22 protein-coding genes and 4 pseudogenes are annotated in these 19,681 nt (G+C 68.8%); 12 read left to right on the plus strand and 14 right to left on the minus strand.

Features of this window, described 5'->3' with window-relative positions; genetic code table 11:
* Positions 1–32: 32 nt before the first annotated feature.
* Both ACIBJG_RS01240 and ACIBJG_RS01245 read left to right on the plus strand, forming a co-directional pair.
* The gene (locus ACIBJG_RS01240) at positions 33–1,139 is read left to right on the plus strand and encodes a P1 family peptidase (protein ID WP_399302654.1); all 1,107 of its coding nucleotides are present in this window, start codon (positions 33–35) and stop codon (positions 1,137–1,139) included.
* 287 nt (positions 1,140–1,426) lie between these two features.
* Positions 1,427–1,603, plus strand: a complete 177-nt coding sequence (locus tag ACIBJG_RS01245; RefSeq protein ID WP_399302656.1) for a hypothetical protein — start codon at positions 1,427–1,429, stop codon at positions 1,601–1,603.
* A gap of 23 nt (positions 1,604–1,626) precedes the next feature.
* On the opposite strand, the gene ACIBJG_RS01250 is transcribed toward ACIBJG_RS01245, so the two are convergent.
* Positions 1,627–2,856 (minus strand): alpha/beta fold hydrolase, encoded by a 1,230-nt coding sequence (locus ACIBJG_RS01250; protein ID WP_399302658.1) that lies wholly within the window; start codon positions 2,854–2,856, stop codon positions 1,627–1,629.
* Between the two features lie 67 nt (positions 2,857–2,923).
* Between ACIBJG_RS01250 and ACIBJG_RS01255 the strand changes: the two genes are divergently transcribed.
* Entirely contained in the window at positions 2,924–3,457 is a 534-nt protein-coding gene (locus ACIBJG_RS01255) for a helix-turn-helix domain-containing protein (RefSeq protein WP_399302660.1), read from the plus strand.
* A 45-nt stretch (positions 3,458–3,502) separates the two neighbouring features.
* On the opposite strand, the gene ACIBJG_RS01260 is transcribed toward ACIBJG_RS01255, so the two are convergent.
* Positions 3,503–3,913, minus strand: a complete 411-nt coding sequence (locus ACIBJG_RS01260) for a DUF6086 family protein (RefSeq protein ID WP_399302662.1) — start codon at positions 3,911–3,913, stop codon at positions 3,503–3,505.
* A 321-nt stretch (positions 3,914–4,234) separates the two neighbouring features.
* Between ACIBJG_RS01260 and ACIBJG_RS01265 the strand changes: the two are divergent.
* Positions 4,235–4,572: pseudogene (locus tag ACIBJG_RS01265) on the plus strand (DUF6234 family protein).
* 114 nt (positions 4,573–4,686) lie between these two features.
* Here ACIBJG_RS01265 and ACIBJG_RS01270 read toward each other — a convergent pair.
* The 4 genes from ACIBJG_RS01270 to ACIBJG_RS01285 all read right to left on the minus strand — a co-directional run bounded on the left by ACIBJG_RS01270 (position 4,687) and on the right by ACIBJG_RS01285 (position 8,020).
* Complete coding sequence (locus tag ACIBJG_RS01270) at positions 4,687–5,472, minus strand: ABC transporter permease (protein WP_399302664.1); 786 nt, start codon at positions 5,470–5,472, stop codon at positions 4,687–4,689.
* The gene (locus ACIBJG_RS01275; protein ID WP_399302666.1) at positions 5,469–6,461 is read right to left on the minus strand and encodes an ATP-binding cassette domain-containing protein; all 993 of its coding nucleotides are present in this window, start codon (positions 6,459–6,461) and stop codon (positions 5,469–5,471) included. The genes ACIBJG_RS01270 and ACIBJG_RS01275 overlap by 4 nt, the downstream gene beginning before the upstream one ends.
* A 114-nt stretch (positions 6,462–6,575) precedes the next feature.
* Positions 6,576–7,421 (minus strand): DUF4097 family beta strand repeat-containing protein, encoded by an 846-nt coding sequence (locus ACIBJG_RS01280; protein WP_399302668.1) that lies wholly within the window; start codon positions 7,419–7,421, stop codon positions 6,576–6,578.
* Positions 7,422–7,504: 83 nt separating this feature from the next.
* A complete protein-coding gene (locus ACIBJG_RS01285) occupies positions 7,505–8,020 on the minus strand; it encodes a toxin-antitoxin system HicB family antitoxin (RefSeq protein ID WP_399302670.1) in 516 nt (171 codons plus the stop codon).
* A 262-nt stretch (positions 8,021–8,282) separates the two neighbouring features.
* Between ACIBJG_RS01285 and ACIBJG_RS01290 the strand changes: the two genes are divergently transcribed.
* From ACIBJG_RS01290 to ACIBJG_RS01300, 3 genes are all read left to right on the plus strand, one after another.
* Complete coding sequence (locus ACIBJG_RS01290) at positions 8,283–8,741, plus strand: MarR family winged helix-turn-helix transcriptional regulator (RefSeq protein WP_399302672.1); 459 nt, start codon at positions 8,283–8,285, stop codon at positions 8,739–8,741.
* 26 nt (positions 8,742–8,767) lie between these two features.
* The gene (locus ACIBJG_RS01295; protein ID WP_399302674.1) at positions 8,768–10,222 is read left to right on the plus strand and encodes an MFS transporter; all 1,455 of its coding nucleotides are present in this window, start codon (positions 8,768–8,770) and stop codon (positions 10,220–10,222) included.
* A 125-nt stretch (positions 10,223–10,347) separates the two neighbouring features.
* Positions 10,348–10,641: a DUF1330 domain-containing protein gene (locus ACIBJG_RS01300; RefSeq protein ID WP_399302676.1), complete on the plus strand. Its 294-nt coding sequence runs from the start codon at positions 10,348–10,350 to the stop codon at positions 10,639–10,641.
* Positions 10,642–10,892: 251 nt separating this feature from the next.
* Here the strand turns inward: ACIBJG_RS01300 and ACIBJG_RS01305 are convergent, their stop codons facing one another.
* The 4 genes from ACIBJG_RS01305 to ACIBJG_RS01320 all read right to left on the minus strand — a co-directional run bounded on the left by ACIBJG_RS01305 (position 10,893) and on the right by ACIBJG_RS01320 (position 13,401).
* Positions 10,893–11,417: an SMI1/KNR4 family protein gene (locus ACIBJG_RS01305; RefSeq protein ID WP_399302677.1), complete on the minus strand. Its 525-nt coding sequence runs from the start codon at positions 11,415–11,417 to the stop codon at positions 10,893–10,895.
* A gap of 401 nt (positions 11,418–11,818) precedes the next feature.
* A complete protein-coding gene (locus ACIBJG_RS01310) occupies positions 11,819–12,163 on the minus strand; it encodes a hypothetical protein (RefSeq protein WP_399302679.1) in 345 nt (114 codons plus the stop codon).
* Between the two features lie 273 nt (positions 12,164–12,436).
* On the minus strand, positions 12,437–12,973 hold the full coding sequence (locus ACIBJG_RS01315; protein ID WP_399302681.1) for a hypothetical protein: 537 nt from the start codon (positions 12,971–12,973) through the stop codon (positions 12,437–12,439).
* Positions 12,974–13,014: 41 nt separating this feature from the next.
* Positions 13,015–13,401, minus strand: a complete 387-nt coding sequence (locus ACIBJG_RS01320; protein WP_399302683.1) for a DNA/RNA non-specific endonuclease — start codon at positions 13,399–13,401, stop codon at positions 13,015–13,017.
* Positions 13,402–13,584: 183 nt separating this feature from the next.
* On the opposite strand from ACIBJG_RS01320, the gene ACIBJG_RS01325 reads away from it, so the two are divergent.
* Positions 13,585–13,986 (plus strand): VOC family protein, encoded by a 402-nt coding sequence (locus ACIBJG_RS01325; RefSeq protein WP_355848177.1) that lies wholly within the window; start codon positions 13,585–13,587, stop codon positions 13,984–13,986.
* Between the two features lie 160 nt (positions 13,987–14,146).
* Positions 14,147–15,442, plus strand: a pseudogene (locus tag ACIBJG_RS01330) (ISAs1 family transposase).
* 330 nt (positions 15,443–15,772) lie between these two features.
* On the opposite strand, the pseudogene ACIBJG_RS01335 reads toward ACIBJG_RS01330, so the two are convergent.
* Positions 15,773–15,973 (minus strand): annotated as a pseudogene (locus ACIBJG_RS01335) (RHS repeat-associated core domain-containing protein); the annotation flags it as partial.
* Between the two features lie 68 nt (positions 15,974–16,041).
* Here ACIBJG_RS01335 and ACIBJG_RS01340 point away from each other — a divergent pair.
* Complete coding sequence (locus ACIBJG_RS01340) at positions 16,042–16,311, plus strand: L,D-transpeptidase family protein (RefSeq protein WP_399302685.1); 270 nt, start codon at positions 16,042–16,044, stop codon at positions 16,309–16,311.
* A 30-nt stretch (positions 16,312–16,341) separates the two neighbouring features.
* Positions 16,342–16,983, plus strand: coding sequence for a signal peptidase I (gene lepB, locus ACIBJG_RS01345; protein ID WP_399302687.1), 642 nt, complete (start codon positions 16,342–16,344; stop codon positions 16,981–16,983).
* On the opposite strand, the gene ACIBJG_RS01350 is transcribed toward lepB, so the two are convergent.
* From ACIBJG_RS01350 to ACIBJG_RS01360, 3 genes are all read right to left on the minus strand, one after another.
* Positions 16,971–17,702 carry a hypothetical protein gene (locus ACIBJG_RS01350; RefSeq protein ID WP_399302689.1) on the minus strand — a complete coding sequence of 244 codons (732 nt, stop codon included), beginning with the start codon at positions 17,700–17,702 and terminating at the stop codon, positions 16,971–16,973. The genes lepB and ACIBJG_RS01350 overlap by 13 nt on opposite strands.
* Positions 17,699–18,328, minus strand: coding sequence for an RNA polymerase sigma factor (locus ACIBJG_RS01355; protein WP_399302691.1), 630 nt, complete (start codon positions 18,326–18,328; stop codon positions 17,699–17,701). The genes ACIBJG_RS01350 and ACIBJG_RS01355 overlap by 4 nt, the downstream gene beginning before the upstream one ends.
* A gap of 117 nt (positions 18,329–18,445) precedes the next feature.
* On the minus strand, positions 18,446–18,769 hold the full coding sequence (locus ACIBJG_RS01360; RefSeq protein ID WP_399302693.1) for a hypothetical protein: 324 nt from the start codon (positions 18,767–18,769) through the stop codon (positions 18,446–18,448).
* A 384-nt stretch (positions 18,770–19,153) separates the two neighbouring features.
* Here ACIBJG_RS01360 and ACIBJG_RS01365 point away from each other — a divergent pair.
* Positions 19,154–19,609: pseudogene (locus tag ACIBJG_RS01365) on the plus strand (transposase); the annotation flags it as partial.
* Between the last annotated feature and the right edge of the window lie 72 nt (positions 19,610–19,681).

Below are 19,681 nucleotides of genomic sequence, written 5' to 3' on the forward strand. Positions count from 1 at the left end.
GCACGCGGGAGGAACCTGTGGACGACAACCGCATGAGGGCACGTGAACTCGGCATACCCCTGTCCGGCGAACCGGGTCCGTGGAACGCGATCACGGACGTTCCCGGAGTCGAGGTCGGCTACGTGACCCTCCGCGAGGGCGACGACGTCCGCACCGGCGTCACCGCGCTCCTCCCGCGCGGCAGGGAGGGCGTGGGCACGCCCTGCGCGGCCGGCCTGCACTCGTTCAACGGCAACGGCGAGATGACCGGCACCGCCTGGATCGAGGAGAGCGGATCGCTCGCCGTTCCGGTGCTCGTCACCAACACGTACGCGGTCGGCCCGGTGCACCGCGGCGTCGTCGAGTGGGTGCGCGCCAACCGCCGCGACATGGCGCCCGAGTGGCTGCTGCCGGTGGTCACCGAGACCTGGGACGGCCACCTCAACGACATCCACGGCGCGGCCGTGGAGTCACGCCACGCGGCCGAAGCCATCGAGGCGGCGGCCTCCGGCCCCGTCGAGGAGGGATGCGTCGGCGGCGGTACGGGCATGCGCTGCTACGGATTCAAGGGCGGCTCGGGGACCGCTTCGCGGGTGGTCGCGTACGGCGAGGACCGCTACACCGTGGGCGCCTTCGTGCAGGCCAACTTCGGCGCCCGGCGCGAACTGGTGGTGGCCGGCGTCCCGGTGGGCCGCGAACTGCCCGACGGGCCCGCGCCGGCGCCCGACGGCGAGCGCCAGGTCCCGCCCGGCGCGGGCTCGGTGATCGTGGTGGTGGCCACGGACGCACCCCTGCTGCCCGGCCAGTGCGAGGCGCTGGCCCGGCGGGCGACTCTGGGCCTCGCCCGCACCGGCACCACCGGAAGCCACTTCTCCGGCGACATCTTCCTGGCCTTCTCCACCGCCAACGCGGGGGCGCTGACCAGCACGTTCCCGGAGGACGACGGCAGCGCCCCGTACGAGTCGATGCGCTTCGTGCCGTGGGGCCGGATGGACCCCTTCTACGGCGCGGTCGTCGAGTCGGTGGAGGAGGCGGTCCTCAACGTGCTCACCGGCGCGCACTCGATGACCGGCCGGGCCGGCCACCACGTTCCGGCACTGCCGCTGGACCGGGTCGTCGAACTGCTGGCGGCGCGGGGCGCGGTGGCCCAGGTGTACTGACCCGTGAGGTCAGGGCCTCTCGTTCGGATCAGGCCGGCCAGCCGGCTCGCTGCCGAACGTCCCCGTCACCCGTGCGGACGAGGCCCTCGGACCTGGACCGCACGGGCGGCATCCCGCCGGCCACGGAGGGGCACAACCCTTCCGCGGCCGGTCCCTGACCGGCTCCTGGCCGCAGCCCGTGCGTTCCCCGACGCCGAGGGGACGGAGTTCCGAAAGGTTCCTGGGGCGGGATGCCTCTGTCCGTTCCGCGACTGCCCCCGATGCCGGAAGGACAGTGCCCGAGGCCCGTGGAGGCCGCGCTGCCGCCGATCATCACGGCCATCGACGAACCCCCGGCCGAAGCGCTCAGCGCCAACGTGGGGGCCGTCGCATCCCGGTTGACACCCAGGGCGTTCGACCCTGCGGCCGCACACCGGCTGCGCGACGTCGCCGACTGGCTCCTTGCCGGGAGCCGACCCTCCTGACGAAGATCTGAAGCAATCCGTGTCTATCGCCGCGCCAGCCAGGACGCGATCTCGTCCACCACCGCGGCGTCGACGTGGTCCGTCCGGGTGTACTCGGCAGGCGTGGACGGCTCCCGGCCGCTGAAGAAGAAGTGGTTGGCGTCCGGGTGGACCCGGATGGCCACCTCGGGCCGGTCCGCCAGGGCGCGTTGCCATCGCGTCAGGTCGTCGGCGACCGTCACCTGGTAGTCCCGCCCGCCCTGCAGAATCAGCATGGGGCACGTCAGTTCGGCAGCCGTGGCCACCGGATCGTAGGCGCGCAGGTCGAGCCAGTACGCGGCGGAGAACCCGAAGGGCAACAGTTCCGACGGGGTGTCGGGCGCGAGTTGGGGTCCTGCCACGAGCGCTGCCTGCCGGGTCAGCGTCGCCACTGCTGCGTCCGCGTTCGGGCCAGGGGTACGCGCGGCGAGATGACCGGCGACCCGTACGGCGGCCTCGTGCATCGGCTGGGCATCCGCGGCGAGGAGCACCAGTCCGGCGATCGACGGATCAGCGGCGGCGGCGCGGGGCGCGACCTTGCCGCCCATGCTGTGACCGAGGAGGTGGACGCGGTCCGGGTCCACCTCCTGCCGCTCCCGGAGGAGCCGGACGGCATCGAGAGCGTACGGCAGGTACTCGTCGGCCATCGTGAAGCCCGAGGGCAGGCTGCCGGGCTGGGTGAAGGTGATCTTGTCGAACCGCAGCACGGCCACCTGCTGCGAGGCGAGTCCCCAAGCAAGGTCCTTGAGCGGCTTGTTGGGGCCGACGCTCTCGTCCCGGTCGAACGCGCCGCCACCCCCGAGCAGAACCACGGCGGGCCACGGGCCGGTGCCGACGGGCATGCTCAGTGTGCCCGGCACGGCGAGCGGCCCGTTGCCGACCACGACGTCCTGCTCGGTGAAGCGCTCCGGCTCCGCGTACTGCGGTGGCCGCCAGCTACCGCCCTCCGTATCGAACCGCAGCCCGTGGAGCAGTCCGTCGTCGCCCACCGACGTGACCACGGTGAAGCCTCCGTCGGCGCATTTCACCGGGATACGTACGCGCACCGGGGAGGTGTCACCGTCCGCCTGCGAAGGCTCCCCGATATTCACTTCCCCGCCTCGCCCGGCTGCCTCGGCCGTCCACGCGAGCCGCAGCGCGTCCGCGGACACGGCACCGCGCAGCGGGGGCGTGAACAACTCGACGATCTCGGCGAAACGCTCAGCCCGCAGTAACGTGGCGAATCGCTGAGACATGGCGAGCGCCTTCACTTCATCCGTTCGCATGATTGAGAAAGGTATCAGTCATGAGAAGGTATGGGGTATGGACTCCCTGGAGCTGCTCGCCCACCCCATCCGGCTGCGGATCGTTCACGCGATGGGCGGCGGACGGGTCATGACGACCACTCAGCTCTGCGCCCGGATCCCCGAAGCCTCCAAGGCCACCGTGTACCGCCATATCGACCTGCTGTCGACGGGCGGGATCCTGGAGGTGGCTGAGGAGCACAGGGTGCGAGGTGCGGTGCGGCGCCACTACCGGTTGCGCCGGGACCGGGCTGTGATCGGCCCCGATGCGATCCGCGACCTCACCCCCGACGACCACCGGCAGGCTTTCGCCACCGCGATGACGGCCCTGCTGGCCGAGTTCAACGGCTATCTCGACCGTGACGGGGCCGACCCTGTGGCCGACCAGGTGGGCTACCGGCAGCATGCACTCTGGCTCAGCCCGGGAGAGCTCGACGAACTCATCGCCGGACTGCGCGCGGCCATCGCACCGAAGCTGTCCAACCGGCCGGCCCCCGAGCGGACGCAGTACCTGCTGAGCCCGATCCACTTTCCGGTGGAGGGGTCTCGATGAGCCGCCGAGTAGCAGCCTCTGGGCCGGCAAGGAGCGAACGGTGGATCAGCGGTCCATCTGCCGGTCCATCTCCCGCGCTCGTCTGCCCAGGGCGGTGACGACAGCCTCTGGCGTGGTCCTGGGATCGACGGGTGCCTGCAGGTCCCGCCGGGCGCCCCCGGCAGCGTCGCTGGACTCCGGTCCGGGCAACTCGACCGCGATTCCCGCCCGCCGCGCGAGCGCGACGGCAACGGCAGAGAACCCCTCGGAGAGCGCGAGGATCACACCGTGGCGCGTACGGCAGTGCCAGGCGACGAGACCGTGTACGAACTCCGCGTACACCGCCCGGTCCAGGACGACCGTGTCCGGGTCGCCCGCATGCTCGCCCTGGCGGATTCCGGAGGGCAGGCCGAGCTCCGCCTCCAGGGCCTCGACGTGCCGCAGGAAGAGGCGGCCGCACCGTTGGACGGGTTCCACAGCGTCGTCTCGCCGATGTCGAAGTACGTGCTCATCGCTGATCCCCCGCTCAGCCGCCGACGCCACAGGATAGAAGATCGCGCGGTCGTCGGCGTCGGGGTAAAACGGAACTCGGCCCCAAGTGACCTGTGGATAACGCCCGTTGCCGGAGCCCTGAGCTTCGTGAAGGCGGCTGCGTCGCATGAGTGTGCGTACTCAGGCGCGCTGGAGGCCGGTTCGGAGCATGGGGCCATGACTCATGAGCTTCGCGCGCGTCTGTCCCGACGCAGATGGCCCTGGTAGAACACAACGTCCCGCGGTTCGGACATCGCCACGGCCGTCATGCTGCTCATCGTCGAGGCCCTGGTCTTCGTCTGGACGATGTTCGGTTACGGGATGGACGGGTGGGCCGCGCAGGGGAGGCGGGAGAAGATCGACGAGGCGGCGCTGGCGAACATCGCGTTCATGCGGCACTTCCTCATCGCGTACTCGTCCTCTTCGTGCTCGCGATGCTGGCCCGCGCCCGGCGGACAGCGGTCCTGCAGCTCCTGACGGCCGGCGCCGTCGCGATGATGTTCGTGCTCAGCCAGCACGAGTACGAACAGTCGCACCCGGGTCCCGCACCCACCCCGAGCGCCGGGTACTCGCCCTGTTACAGCGGCAGCGGACGATGCAACTGATCGACCGAGCCGCCAGCGGGTGCCGTCCCAGCCCTACGGGGCGGCCTACGCCGACGTGGTGTCCGGAGTACGCCGCCCCGTGGCGGGAGCTGATCTTCGAGCTGCTGACCGGTACTACTTCGGATCGGCGTTGAACTTCGAGGTGGACCAGAGGTAGCCGAGCACCGTAAGGCCCAGGCACCAGGCGACGGCGAGCCAGCCGTTGTGGCCGATCCCGGTGCCTAGCAGCAGACCGCGCAGGGTCTCGATGGCGGGGGTGAAGGGCTGGTACTCGGCGATGGGCTGGAACCAGCCGGGCATGGTGTCGACCGGGATGAAGGCGCTGGACAGCAGGGGCAGCAGGATCATGGGCAGTGCGTTGTTGCTGGCGGCTTCGGCGTTGGGGCTGATCAGGCCCATGCCGACGGCGATCCAGGTGAACGCCGTGGCGAAGAGGACGAGCAGTCCGAAGGCGGCGAGCCATTCGAGGACGGTGGCGTCGGTGGAGCGGAAGCCGATGGCCACGCCGACGGCGCCGACGAGGACGACGCTGGCGATGCACTGCAGGACGCTGCCCACGACGTGTCCGACGAGGACGGATCCGCGGTGGATGGCCATGGTGCGGAATCGGGCGATGATGCCTTCGGTCATGTCGTTGGAGACGGAGACCGCGGTGCCGATGGTGGTGCTGCCGATGGTCATCAGCAGCAGGCCCGGGACGATGTACGCGATGTAGTCGGAGCGGTCCGCGCCACCGATCCCGGCGCTCATGACGTCGCCGAAGATGTAGACGAAGAGGAGCAGCAGCATGATCGGGGTGAGGAGCAGGTTCAGGGTGAGGGAGGGGTAGCGGCGGGCGTGCAGGAGGTTGCGGCGCAGCATGGTGTTCGAGTCGCGGACGGCGAGGGAGAGGGCGCTCATCGGACTGTCTCCTTGGACTGGTCGGTCTGGGCCGGCTGGTTGTTGCCCGTCAGGGCGAAGAACACGTCGTCGAGGTCGGGGGTGTGGACGGTGAGTTCGTCCGCCTCGACGCCGGCCGAGTCCAGCCAGTCGAGGATGGAGCGCAGTTCGCGCTGGCTGCCGTCGCTGGGGATCTGCAGCGCGAGCGCCTCGTCGTCCCGGGCGGCCTCGCCCAGGACGGACGCGGCGGAGCGGTAGGCGGCCGGGTCGGTGAAGCGGAGTCGGATGTGCCCGCCGGGGACGAGCCGTTTCAGTTCGTCGGCGGTGCCCTCGGCGGCGATCTTTCCGTCGTTCAGCACCGCGATCCGGTCGGCGAGTTCGTCGGCCTCGTCCAGGTACTGAGTGGTGAGGAAGACCGTGACGCCGCCCGTGACCAGGGTGCGGATGATGCCCCACATGTTGTGGCGCGAACGGGGGTCGAGGCCGGTGGTCGGCTCGTCGAGGAAGATGATCCGCGGGTTGCCGACCAGGGTCATGGCGATGTCGAGGCGACGCTTCATGCCACCGGAGTAGGTGGAGGCGGGCCTCGATGCAGCCTCGACCAGGTCGAAGCGTTCCAGCAGTTCGGCGGCGACCCGCCGCCCCTCCTGCTTGGACAGGTGGTGCAGGTCCGCCATGAGGAGCATGTTCTCCTCGCCGGTGATCAGGCCGTCGACGGCGGAGAACTGGCCGGTGACGCCGATCGCGGCGCGCACCGACTGCGGGTCGGTGGCCAGGTCGTGGCCGTCGACGCGCAGATCGCCGGCGTCCGCGGTGACGAGGGTGGAGAGGATCTTCACGGCGGTGGTCTTGCCGGCGCCGTTCGGGCCGAGCAGTGCGAACACGGTGCCTGCGGGGATGCGCAGATCGATCCCGTCGAGGACGACCTTGTCGCCGTAGGACTTGCGCATCCCGACGGCGGAGACGGCGTCCGGCAACGGCTGGCCGTCACCCTTCCTGGATGTGGGCATGACAGACGAAGGCATGGAGCCCTCCCGTTCGAAGGTGAAAGTGGCTGGGGCTGAGCTGGTGGGGCGGGATGGGGCGGTGGCGCTGTGCGGGCCGGTGCGGGCCGGTGCCAGGGGTCAGGCCTTGGCGCGGCGGATGTCGATGTTGCCGTACCGGGTGCGGGCGCGGACCCTGACGGTGTCCTCGCTCTCCGCCGGGGTCTCGGACGCGGTGAGGGTGTTGCGCACCTGCCCGGCACCGGAGTTGACATCGAGCCAGGCGGCCGTTCCCTCGCGGATGCCGACCTCGATGGCCCCGTGGTTCGTCTCCAGCTGGGCTGTGCCGCGGGCGATCTCGGCCACGCGCAGGGTGCCGTGGGCGGTGGTGGCGGTGACCGAGCCCTCGGCGCGGGCGATGTCGATGTCGCCGTTGGAGCCGCTCACCCGCAGCTCGCCGGTCGCGGCCCCGACGGTCGTGGTGCCGTGCGAGTTCTTCAGGACGGCGGGTCCGTCGACGAACCCGACGCGCAGGCTGCCGGAGCTGGTGGTGATCTCGGCCTTGCCCTCGATGTGGTCCACGGTGATCGAGCCGTGCGACGCGGTCAGGTGCAGCGGGCCGGTCGTGTCGAGGCGGACGTCGCCGGACGAGGTCTTCACGCGGACCTCACCGAGCCGGCCCTCGCCGAGCACCTGCGCCCAGGCGCCGGTCACATCGATGTGCGAGCCCGTGGGCAGCTCGACCGTCACGTCCACGGTGCCGGTGCGGCCGATCAGGTAGCGCTGCTTGGGCGTCCGGATGGTCAGTGCGCCGCCGGCGTAGGTGACCTCGGTCTGCTCGGCCGCCCGGACGTCCTGGTCCTTCTTCGGGTCGCGGGGCCGTGCTTCGACGACGGTGTCGGGGCGGTCGCCCGCGGTGAACTGGATGGAACCGGCGTCCACGTGGGCGGTGACCGCGATCGGCTCGGAGGTGTCGAAAGAAGGCATGACTGTCCCGTCCTCTTAGGTCTTGGTGGCGTCCCCGCTGGTGGGACGTGGTGTGGGTGAAGCGGCGCGGGCAGGGGGTGCGGCTAGCGCACCCAGCCGGTGTAGCCCTGTCCGAGCGTCTGGCTCTTCTCCGTCGTACGCGGCCCGGTGCCGCCGTCGACCGCGGCCGACACGGCTCGCACCAGCCATGCGTTGACCGACAGGCCCTCGCGGGCCGCGGCCTCCTCGGCTCGCGCCTTCAGGTGGGCCGGCAGCCGCAGGTTGACGCGGGCGGTGCCACCCTCGTCGCCGTCCATCGGGGGCGGGGTCCTGAGCGGTTCGGCGGGCGCGGCCGGCTCCGCGGCGACGGTGCCGGTGACCGGCAGTGTCACGACGAAGTCGGGGTCGAGCCCGCGCAGCCGTACGTCGACGGAACCGGGGGCGAGTTCGCGGGTGACCTCGTCCATCGCAGCGGAGAGCACGTTGAGCATGGTCAGCCGGGTCGCCGACTCCAGGGGAGCGGTGAGCCTCTCCGCCAGCGCGCGGGCTTCGTCGCCGCCGGCTTCGGCAGCCACCGCGAGTTCGCGGCGGAGGGTGTCGACATACGGGGTGAGGTCCATGACGCCATCTTGGCACCACGATGGCGCCATGCGCAAGTGATGTGGCGCGGTTTCCGGACACTCTTGCAGCGAAACTGCTCTGACCTGCGGAAACGGCATGGCTCCAGTTGGGGCGATAGTGGTGCCAGACGTGTTCAGGTGGCCGTGATGGCACCGAATGGCACCCCGTGGTGCCACGTGGTGCCATGCGGTACCGCCTCGCTCCGTGTGCGGCCCCGCCGGGATGCATAAAGAATTCATATAAATCCGCTATGCTTCAGGTATGAGTCGCCGAGACGCCGCGCACGGCGCTTCCGATGCCATCGGGTCAGCCCTCTACGGTCTGGCCACCAGGGCCGTGAGACGCCTTCCCCGCGACATGAGCCTGACGTCCGCCGCCACCTTGGCCACCCTGGACAAGACCGGCCCGCGACGGATCACCGATCTGGCAGTGTCCGAGGGCGTCACCCAGCCCGCGATGACCGTCCTGGTCCGGGTGATGGAGGAATCCGGGCTGGTCGAGCGGAAGGGCGATCCGTCCGACAAGCGGGTCACGCTGGTGTGCCTGACCGAGGCCGGCGCGTCGTACGTCCGGACGCGACGCCAGGCGGGCGTCGACGCGTACGCGCGGTTGATCGACGAACTCACCGGTGACGAGGTCGAGGCCTTGGCAGCAGCCCTTCCGGCGCTGCAGCATCTGGCGGAGCTCGAAAGCCACGCCCGAGAGGAGTCGGACCGGTGACCGCGGCCCAGGCTCATGACCAGCCCATGAGCACTGACCCGATACGTTCCGAGGCGCGTCTGCTGGTCCCCGCCCTGATGTTCATCGCCCTGGTCGTGGCGGCGGTCGCCAGCCTCGGGACGCCGCTCATCACCAGCGTGGCGACCACGTTCCACGTCTCCCTCGACAGCGCGCAGTGGACGCTGACCATCGCCCTGCTCAGCGGCGCCGTCGCCACACCTGTCCTCGGCCGGCTCGGAGCCGGTCCGCACCGGCGGGCCACGATTCTCGCCACGCTGGCGATCGTCGTCGTCGGCAGCGCGCTCACCGTGCTGCCGCTGCCGTTCGCCTGGCTGCTCGTGGGCAGAGCCGCCCAAGGCGTCGGACTCGGTCTCACGGCGCTGATGATGGGCGTGGCCCGCGACCATCTTCCCGAGGAGCGCAGCGCGGCCACGATCGCCCTGATCTCCGTGGTCTCCATCATCGGAGCCGGCGTCGGCTACCCGCTGGCCGCGCTGCTCGCCGAGTTCGGCGGACTGCGGGCCGCCTACGGCCTCGGCCTGCTCGTCACCGCCGTCGCCTTCGTGACCGCGTGGCGCTCCGTGCCCGCAACTCCCGAAGGCCGCTCCGCTCACGTGAACGTGGCAGGTGCGCTCGTCCTGGCGGGTGGACTGATCGTCGTCCTGTTCCTGGCCGGCGAGAGGAGCCTGTGGAGCCGACACCTCGCAGTGGCGGTGACCCTTGCCGTCGCCGCCGTACTCCTGCTCTGCGTCTGGGCCGTTTCCGAACTGCGAACCAGGACGCCCCTGGTCGACGTCCGGGCGGTACGGCACCCGGCGGTCGCCGGGGCGAACATCGCCATGTTCGTCGGCGGGATCGGCATGTACCTCCTGCTCACGCTCATCACCCGCTACGCGCAGACGCCGCACAGCGCCGGCTACGGCTTCGGACTGACCACCTCCGTGGCGGGGCTGGTCCTCATCCCGTTCTCCGTGCTGGGGTTCATCGCCGGCAAGCTCACGCCGCGGGTCCGGACACGGATCGACGGGCCCCTGCTCCTGGCCGGCAGCGCCGCCATCGTCGGCGGCGGGTTCGTCCTGTTCGCCACCGCCCGGTCCAACCTGGCCGAACTGCTCGCGGCCATGGGCGTGCTGGGCTTCGGCGTCGGCAGCTTCTCGGCCGCCATGCCCGGCGTCATCCTGGCCGTCACCCCCAAGAGCGAGACGTCGAGCGCCATGAGCTTCAACTATGTCGTGCGCAGCGTCGGGTACTCCCTGGGCAGCGCCATCGGCGGCCTGGTCCTCGCCGCCGGCACTGCCACGGGCCGCCTCTTCCCGAACGACGACGCCTACACGACCGCGGCGCTGGTCGGCGTCGCCGCGATGGCGATCACGACGATGGTCAGCCTCGCCCTCGCCCGCCGACGCACACCCGAGATCAGTCCGATCACCGCCCCAGTCGGCCTGCCGGGCCCGGGCCGGTCGAGTCGAAACGAAAGCTGAGGACCGAAGCCGTCCGACTTCGACGCAGTCTCCGTCGGCTCGCTGACCCGGCTCGCTGACCCACTGCGCGCCGGCCATGGATCCGAGCACGCTTCTGATCATCAATTCCGAACACAGGAGGCACCGTGGCCAAGGGCTACTGGGTCAGCGCCTACCGCACCATCGCGGACCCCGAGAGGCTTGCTGCCTACGACAAGCTGGCTGGTCCAGCCGTCGCTGCCGCGGGCGGGCGGCTGCTCTCCCGCGGCAGCCGGGTCGTCGCACACGACGCCGGAATCGCCGAGCGCACCATCCTGATCGAGTTCGACAGCTTCGAGCAGGCGGTCGCCGCACGTGCGAGTGCGGCCTACCAGGAGGCGCTGGCCGCACTTGCTGACGGCGTCGAGCGCGACTTCCGCATCATCGAAGGCCTCGACTGACGATCGAGGCTGCGTCGGCGACGAAGGCGAAGCCGACTGCGGGGATCACCCCGACCAGCAGTACTCGTCGCCCCGTTCTGCGGGCCCCCACGGAACGAAGCCTTCGGGGCCCGGGCTGTGGACCTTGTGAAGTGCGACAGCCGAAACGTCGCCGAACTCGGTGTTCCGACCGCGAGTGCAGCTCGCCATCGCGTCAGGAGGCCGAATACCTGACCGTCGGCACAGGCCGGAAAGTCGATTCTCGATCGCTTTCAGCCGACGGAGACTACGGGTCCAGGCCCCGGAAAGTTCGGAGGGAGACCATGCGGTGCGGCCTTTCCCGAGCACAGCCAGGCGAGATAGCTCGAGAGGCTGCCCTCGTAGTGGAACCAGTCGTCATTCCGCCCAGCCACAACGACGGTCCATTCGTTGGGCTGCCCTTCTGTACGCCAGAAAAACTCATCCCCGTCTATCGAGCCGCCCCACAACAGCAACCCTCCCGACTCCGGGAACCCAGGGTAGCCGCCCAGCATTCCCCTCTGCGCCATGCCCTCGGCGCCGGCGATATCCTCTCTCGCCTCCTCGACGAATCCCGCTTCGTCACCTGGGGCCGGCGACGTCACAGTGAGGAATTGACCGATCTCCAGCCGAGGGTATGACTCCGCCAAAGTGATGTAGTCGTCCGGCAGGCGAGTCCCAAACCCGTCGAAGACAACCTGCCAGTCGATGCGCCGTAGAACCTCGAGACGCTGCGCCACCAGCCCCGGCAGCGCAATCTCCAGGGATTCGATTCCCAACGGCCACCCCTTATTTACGGTACGGTCTTGTTTTATATCCTCTCTCACGCGTCCTCATGTCTTCGTGCGCCGAGAGGACTTCGCAAGGCTCGAACAGGACGGAAAGGGGCGTCCTGTCCGCGTGCTCCCTGTTGAGCGGGCTTGTTTGCAGAGGAGTTGAGGAGGCCAGCACCCCTTGGGTCGCCTCGCTGCATCAAAGTCTCCTGCGCTCAGTCCGCCGGCGTGAATGCGGGGTCCGGAACGTGGGGAGCCAGCGTAAAGGGACGGAAATCAACATCCGTCAACACCCTGAAAAGAAACTCGGCTACACTCATTTCGTATCGATCCCAATCACCGATATCGGAATCCGCAACTCGGCCGAGAATGGGCCAACGGGCTTCTTTCTCTCCTTCCTGGACCAGTCAATAGAATTCGTCTCCCGTGTCGCCTGCACCCCACGGAATCAATCCGCCCTTGCCCGGTTCGTAGATCGCATATGGCTCGTAGAGGTTGACGGATTTCGAGGATACATTATTTTGCGTGTACTCCAAGCGAACCCGCCAATTTGTCAACAGGTCAAACACTTGATTCGGGTCTACGGAGTTCACCCAAATAGAGGTTGAGAATGCCCCGTGGCCGAATGATTCACACATGTTTTTATATTTGGAAGGGAGCTCCAAGCCTAATTCGGCTTCCAGGGGGTTCCAGTCAATGCGAAGCTCCTGATTCGCTCGCCCGGTAATCTCGAGCAGACGTTCAACCCACATTCCCACTCCAATTAGTTTTGCTGACCGATGCGGGCGAGGGCCCCACCAGAGCCGGCGCCGCGCGCTTGGGGAGTAAAGAGGCGGCGCAATCCGGCCGTCACTTACCAAGTGGCATCAGGAAGCTGCAATCCCCTACCACGCAACGCGGGCTGATTCCCACGGTATAGGGAACATATTCCGTCCCAGGCGTAGAGGGATAATTGAAAGCGCCACGGCCCGCACGATGTGAGGCGAGCGGGCCGTGGCGTCGATCGGACCGGACTGTGAGCAGGATCAATATTCCCGGTAGTAGGGCGATGGAATCGACTCTGCGATACCGAAGGGTTCGAATTCGGTCTCGGTGAGAACGCGGTAGACGAATTCCGAGGCCGACATGTCAAAGCGCTGAAATGGTTCCAGCGGGTCAACACGTGCGATCACCGGCCAAGTGGCCGGGTCTCGCGCTGCGTCAGCCAGCCAGTAGCACTCTTCCTCGATCAAGGAAAAACCCCACTGTACGAGGCCCGTCCCCGGACTGTTCTTGTTCGCGCCGAAAAGCCCGAAGGGTTTGAACATGTCCAGGTTTTCCGGGTTTCCCGATACCGACTTGAGCAGTTTGGCGTGGTTGGTGTGCACCGTCTCTGAACCATCGGTCGCCTTCAGAATCAGGAGATGATCACTGAAAGCGCCCCAGGGTGCGAAGCGGCGGCGCAGTTCCTTGAAGTCGTCGGGGAGAGGGGTGCCCAGGAACTCTTCGGTGCCGGACCAGTCGGTTTCGCTGGTTTCGCCATCCCAACCCGTGACCGCCACCAGGCGTTCTACCCATTCCATGTGCACCCCTCCATGAGATTTACTTGATGACTACGTCTCGGTCAGGGTTTGTTCCAAATTGTCTGATCGACAATTCTGGCCCCACTGGACGTATAGGCAGTCATCGTAACACCGAGCGGAATGGGATTGCTGTCGCTACCCCACACCGGAACGGCCGAATAGTAGACGGTGTTACCCGCGGCGATCGAGTCGGCGATCTTATCCTCTTGCTTCGACATCACCGGGGCATTCGCGTTGCGATACAGCGTGACCAAATTGCGCCGGTCCGTACCGCTACCTCCGAGCTGGCGGGCGAGGAGGTGCCCACGGTTCAGCGTTGGGTCGTTCCCCAGCACAAATCCGGGCGGTGCGTTCTCGAAGAATCCCGGCGTCTTCGGCGGCCAGGGCGCGGGACTGCCCATTATTTCCGTGTCCGGTGTGTTCAGCATCGTGCTTCCCTTCTTGTCCGTGTAGTTGAATCCACCGGCGGTGAGGCAGGCGTAGGCGCCCTGGGCCCTGCCCCAGGGCCCCGGCGAGTGCCTGGATCGCCCCACCCCGGGGTGATCCAGGCACTCGTCGGGGCCCTGGCTTCACCCCTGCCACCCTCGCGGTCCGCGTGGCAAGATCGCCGGATGCTGAAGCTCACCGATTTCATCATCGACTGCCCCGAGCCCATGAAGCTCGCGGCGTTCTACGCCGAGGTCACCGGCGAACCCGTCAAGCCCGACAGCGACGACAACTGGGCCGGCATCAAGTTCGGCAAGATCGAGCTCGCGTTCCAGCGCGTCGACAACTTCCGCGCCCCGAACTGGCCCGATGACGAGCACCCCAAGCAGTTCCACCTCGACTTCGAAGTCGACGAGTTCGAACCCGAGGAACAGCGCCTCACCGCCCTCGGCGCCACCCTCCGCAAGGACTTCGTCGGCGAGGAGGGCTACGGCTGGCGCGTCTACACCGACCCGGTCGGCCACCCCTTCTGCCTGTGCCGCAACAGGCGCGTCCAGTGGATCGACGGCGAGCCCGTCGGGCTCTGACGGACACCGGATGGGCCCGGGGGCTCCGGGCATGGCCCCGGCGAGTACCTGGATCGCCCCACCCTGGGGTGATTGATCTCGATGGCGAGCCCCGGAAGCAGATGAACACGGCGCCTGTGGATCATGTAGTTCTCTACGCTGCAAGATCCACGAAGGTGCCGTGTTCGTTCCTCCATCATCTCCTGTCGCTGTCCGTGCGCCTCATGCGCCCTGCCTGGAAGCTCTCCGCGAGGGTGTGGCCAAGGACCAAGTCCGTGGCCTGGTTGCCGAGTTCGAGTCGGTCACCGATCCGTGAGGGGCCTGCGGAGTGCGCTACCGGCTCTCCTCTGTCCTGGCCCTGGTGGTCTGCGCGATGACCCCGTCCGGCCACGACTCGATCACCGCGGCGGCGGAATGGTGCCGACGTGCGACGCCGGAGGAGCTGGCCGCCTTCGGCCTGCCCTACCACCCGCTCCTTGGCCGCTACCGGATCCCGAGTGAGAAAACCCTGCGCAGCATCCTGGGGCGGCTCGATCCCGGCGAGATCAGCGCGGCCGGGCACGACTACCTGCGGCCCCTGCTGTCCGCACGGTCCCGCCGTCCGGAGCCGGTGATGCCCGACGGCGGCACCGAGCGTGAACAGCGTCGGGCCCACCGGGCGGCCGCCCGCGCCGAGCCGGTACGCCCCCGGCGGCGGGCGATCGCGGTGGACGGTAAGTGCCTGCGCGGCGCCAGACGCCCCGACGGCAGCCGCGTCTTCGTCCTGTCCGCCGTCCACCACGGCGACGGTGTCACGCTCGCCTCCCGCGAGATCGGCGCGAAGACCAACGAAATCCCCGAGTTCGCACCCCTGCTCGACCAGATCGACGACGCGGATCTCGCGGGGGCGGTCGTCACCGCCGACGCCCTCCACGCCCAACACGGCCACGCCACCTACCTGCGCGAACGCGGCGCCCACTACCTGCTGACCATCAAGAACAACCAGCGCGGCCAGGCCCGTCAACTCCACGCCCTGCCCTGGAAGGCCATCCCCGTGATCCACCGCGACGACGCCCGGGGACACGGCCGCCACGAGCAGCGGCTCGTACAGGTCGTCACCGTCGACGGCCTGCTCTTCCCGCACGCGGCCCAGGTCCTGCGCATCCAGCGCCGTCGTCGTCTCTACGGGGCGAAGAAGTGGTCCAGCGAGACCGTCTACGCCGTCACCGACCTGCCCGCCGAGGAAGCGAACGCAGCCGAGATCGCATCCTGGGCTCGCGGCCACTGGACCGTGGAGAACACCGTCCACTGGTGCCGAGATGTCACCTTCAACGAGGACAAGTCCCAGGTCAGGACCCACAATGCGCCCGCCGTACTCGCTGCCCTCCGCGACCTGATCCGCAGCGCGCTCAAGCTCGCCGGCTACGTCAACACCGCCGCCGGACGACGAGCCCACACCGACCGACTCCGCATCCTCACCCTCTACGGCATCACATGATCAAACCGGACGAGCCAGGCACTCGCCGGGGCCCTGGGCCCTGCCCTGCTTGTCGAGGGGTGCGTAGTACGTCATGCTCTGGCCGGCCGCGCAGTCGTCACGGGTGAACGGGAACGGGGTGTCGGCCGGCTGCCACTCCTTCTTGGAGTCCGGCTTGAGGAGAAGTTCCTTGTTGTAGTCCGGGGTGTCTCCAGGGTCCGACTCGAAGCCGTTGGACACGGTGGGCGTGTTCCACCCGATTCCGTTGAGGAAGACCTCAACCGCCGTGAACACACCCTTGGGCGCCTTCGTGGCGACCTTTCCGCCACCCGAGAAGAAGTTCTTGATCGGGTCGAGCCAGCTGTGGCCGTCGAGTTCGGTACGACTCACCGGGTTGCCGCCAGTGAAGGCGTAGCGGTTGCCCGTGTAGGGGTCCGCGCCGAGACTCATGTCGGCGAGGGCTCCGTTGTACATGTCACGGGTGGTGAACCGGTTGAGCCCCGGGCTGTAGTCACGGAACCCCATGTCGTACGTTCCGGACTGGGCATCCCAGCCCCTACACGCGGGTCAACTCCTCGCACTGGTGGGTGGAGGACCCCGAGTCTGCGTACTACAACTCGATGCATTCCGCCGCCGGCGCCGATTTCCCCCTCGTCGAGACCGGGGAGCGGGGCAGCGAGCACCTCATCAACTACCCCACGCAGTACGCGAAGGCGCTGGTCATCAACTTCAACCGCCGGCCTGCCACTCCGGGACGCGGTGCCGGGATCTTCCTCCACGTCAACGGGTCCGGGGCGACAGCGGGTTGTGTCTCGGTACCGCGGGCCACGATGGACACGATCATGGCCTGGATCAAGCCCGGAGCCCATCCGCGCATCGCCATCGGCTGACGCGTCGACCCGCACACGGAATGAGAGCCGATGAGCGAAAGCCGATGCCCACATGGCGGGCGCCGACTGCTGATCACGGGGACGGTCCTGACGGTCCTGGGGGCCCTCACGGCTGCCGGGGCGCTCTGGTCGGTCCTGGGTTCCTACACGGTGGTCACGGCCAGAAGGGCTATGGAACCCACCTACCACGAAGGCGACCGCGTCATGGTCGAGCGATCCAGTGGCGAGGAGGTGCGGCGAGGGGATGTCGTGCTCTACAGCGTGCCGGATCGCTACAACGGGCTGGCGGTCCTGCAGCGCGTCATCGGGCTCGGCGGCGACCGAGTCGTCTTCGCCGACGGGACGCTGACCGTCAATGGAGCACCGGCTGACGGACCCTACGTGAAGAAGGCGGATTCCCCGTTCGGCACGGCACCTTACGACGTGAAGGTGCCGGCCGGGCGCATGTTCCTCCTGGGTGACAATCGCGGGAACGCGAACGACTCGCGGTACTTCCTCAGCGAGGACTCCGGCACCGTTCCCACCGCCGCTGTCCAGGGCCGCGCGCTCAAGAGCGGCGGCGCCCCGGTGAAGCTCGGACTGGCCGTGGTGCTCGGCGTACTGCTGGCCGTCGGTGGCGGCATCTGCGCTCTGGCCGGCAGACGGACCCGCCGGCCCGGCTACGGACGCTGACCGGCGCCGGCGGTGTGCTCCGCGCTCCTGCCCCGTGGGGGAGAGGCAGCTGGGGGGCCGTCCTTCGACGACCCCGTCGCGGGCGTCCGCGACGGCTTCCCGGGCGTCGAAGGAGCAGCGTCGTCCACGCCGGACAGCGCGGCACAGTAGGCATCCACCGCGTCCTCCCCGCCCGCGGCTTCCGCCAGCCGCCGGAACGCCGCACCTTGGTGCTTGCCGTTGCCGTTGCCCTTGGCCCACGCGTGGCACAGCGCGGCGCGATTGACCGATGCCGGATCGTGCGACGTGGCCCGGTCCGAGGGCGTGGGCGCCGGTGACGAGGTGGTCCGGTCCGGCCCCGCCGGACCGGTGCTGCCAGGAGTGCGCGGAGCATGCGCCCCCGGCCGAGGCCCAGGAGTCTCGGCCGGGGCGAGCGGATCCGGGAACACACCCGTGCCGGCGGCCAGTGCCACGCCGCCCAGCGTCACACCGGCGAGGACGACCCCGAGGGCCGCCCGCAACGAAACACGCGTGGGAAACCTGCGGCGGACCGGACGCCAGTCGTCGCGCCTCCGGCGTCTGAGCGGGACGGTCCCCGTCGCCGCGCTGCCGGCCTCCCGGAAGACCGCGAGCGCACGCTCGAGACCCGCCGCTCCGGCATCGCCCCGCACAGCTTCCGCGAGCGCCTCGATCTCGGGTGTGAGGAGCCCCGGATCCGTCTCTTCCGCCTTGCGACTCATGTCTCATCCTTCACGGCGCCCCGCGCCGCATCCGCTGCCCGCTCCGGGCCGCTGCCCGAGGTCAACTGCTCCGCCAACCGCTTCAACCCGCGGTAGGCGGCCGTCCGCACCGCTCCGGGCCGCTTGCCCAGCACCCGCGCCGTGGCAGGCCCGTCCAGCCCCACCACCACCCGCAGCAGAACGGCCTCCGCCTGGTCCGGCGGGAGCTCGCGGATCTGTGCCAGCGTCCACCGCGTCGACATCGACTCCAGCACCGCATCCGCCGTGTCGGCCCGCCCGGGCAGTGCCAGGACATCCTGCTCGATCAGAGACGTACGTGGCCTTCGCCTCTGCTTGCGGAGGTGGTCCAGGGCCCGGTGGCGCGCGATGGTCGCCGTCCAGCCGCGGAAGCCCGCGCCATCACCGCGGAAGCGCCCCACGTCCCTGGCGATCTCCAGCCAGGCATCCGAAGCGACGTCCTCCGCGTCGTCCCCGACGAGCCCGCGCAGATATCCCAGGAGCCCGGGATGCACCAGCCGGTACGCCGCTGCGAACCCGTCCTCGTCCCCCTGCTGAGCAAGCGATACAGCCGTCCCGAGCTCAACGTCGTACGCCTGCGTACGACGCCGGTCCCCACCCCTGCCCACACGTGCCTCTTCGATCGTCCAGCATGCTGCCCCCGTTCTTCTGCGTCCTGACGCACAGAAACGTCACAGCAATCGGAAGCGCCGCTTCACAGGCCGGCCCTGGTACGAAGCTCGAGCTCACCGCGCGGCCTTCACCGGTACGCGGCCATGGAGCAGGAAGTACATCTGCTGTACGGACTCCTCCTGGCCGGCCACGAACCGATTGGCCACTTTTCCGATCGGGTTCCACACCCGCCCGTCAGGCATCCGGACACCCACCATCTGACCGAAGAGCTCCTGCTGGCCCCGGTCGAAATCCACCCACTGCGCGCCGGCCCTCCGGACGAACACCTCGCCCGCGTAGGCCCCGAGCCAGAACAGCTCACGCGCCACGTCCCGATGCTCCGGTCCGGCACCGCGGAGCCCGTCGGTGATGCGGTCCACCACACGGAGGCTTGCCACCGAGTAGTCCAGGGGCAACCGGTTCCGTGCTGTCACCCGCCGTACGAACTCAGCCACCCCCACGCGCATCTCACCGGCAGACAAGACACGTCTCTGTTCTTCACCCGAACCCACCGCAGCCCCCAACTGTCGCCTCCGGGAGCCTCGTCCGGACGCCCGGCGAGGGACTCCTTGCGGTCCCTCCCCCAACCAAGCGAAGCCGTGCCCGCAAGCGTCACTGCGACGACCGGCACCGCCGGGACGGGCACCTGTGGCTCCCCGCCGGGGAGATGAGGGCCGGCGCTCCTGGTGCAAAGTCCTCCAGAGAAGTCCCAGAGAAGTCCCAGAGGGCTCCCATTGTTGACAGACGCCCTTTCGCCTCCATCCAGGCTGTGAAGTTCCCCCGGGGTGCGGTACTTCCACGGCTGCTACTCCGTCGGCGACGACCGGCTGTGGGGCGTCAACCGCCGCACGGAGGGGGTGGTGAACACCCTGGCCGCACTGAGGTCGATCCGGGCCGCGCGGTCGGACGGCGCCCCGATCTACGTCATCCTGGACAACGTGTCCGCCCACAAGGGCGACAAGATCCGTCGCTGGGCGAAGGAGAGCCGCGCCGAGCTGTGCTTCACCCCGATCTACGCCTCCTGGGTCAACCCGGTCGAAGCCCCTTTCGGGCCGCTGCGGCAGTTCACGATCGCGAACTGCCGCCACCGCAACCACAGCGTGCAGACCCAGGCGCTGCACGCCTACCTGCGCCGGCGTATCGCCAACGCCCGCCACCCCGACGTCCTCGCGCCGCAGCGTCGCGAACGCGCCCGCATCCGGAGCGAGAAGGGCATCCGCCGGGGTGGACGTCCCTTGCCGTCGCCCCCTGAACGATCTGACGAAACCATGCGGTCGCAGCCCGAACGTGCTGCAGAGCACCGGACAGAC

It is taken from the genome of Streptomyces sp. NPDC050422, from assembly GCF_044458665.1.
Lineage (GTDB): Bacteria > Actinomycetota > Actinomycetes > Streptomycetales > Streptomycetaceae > Streptomyces.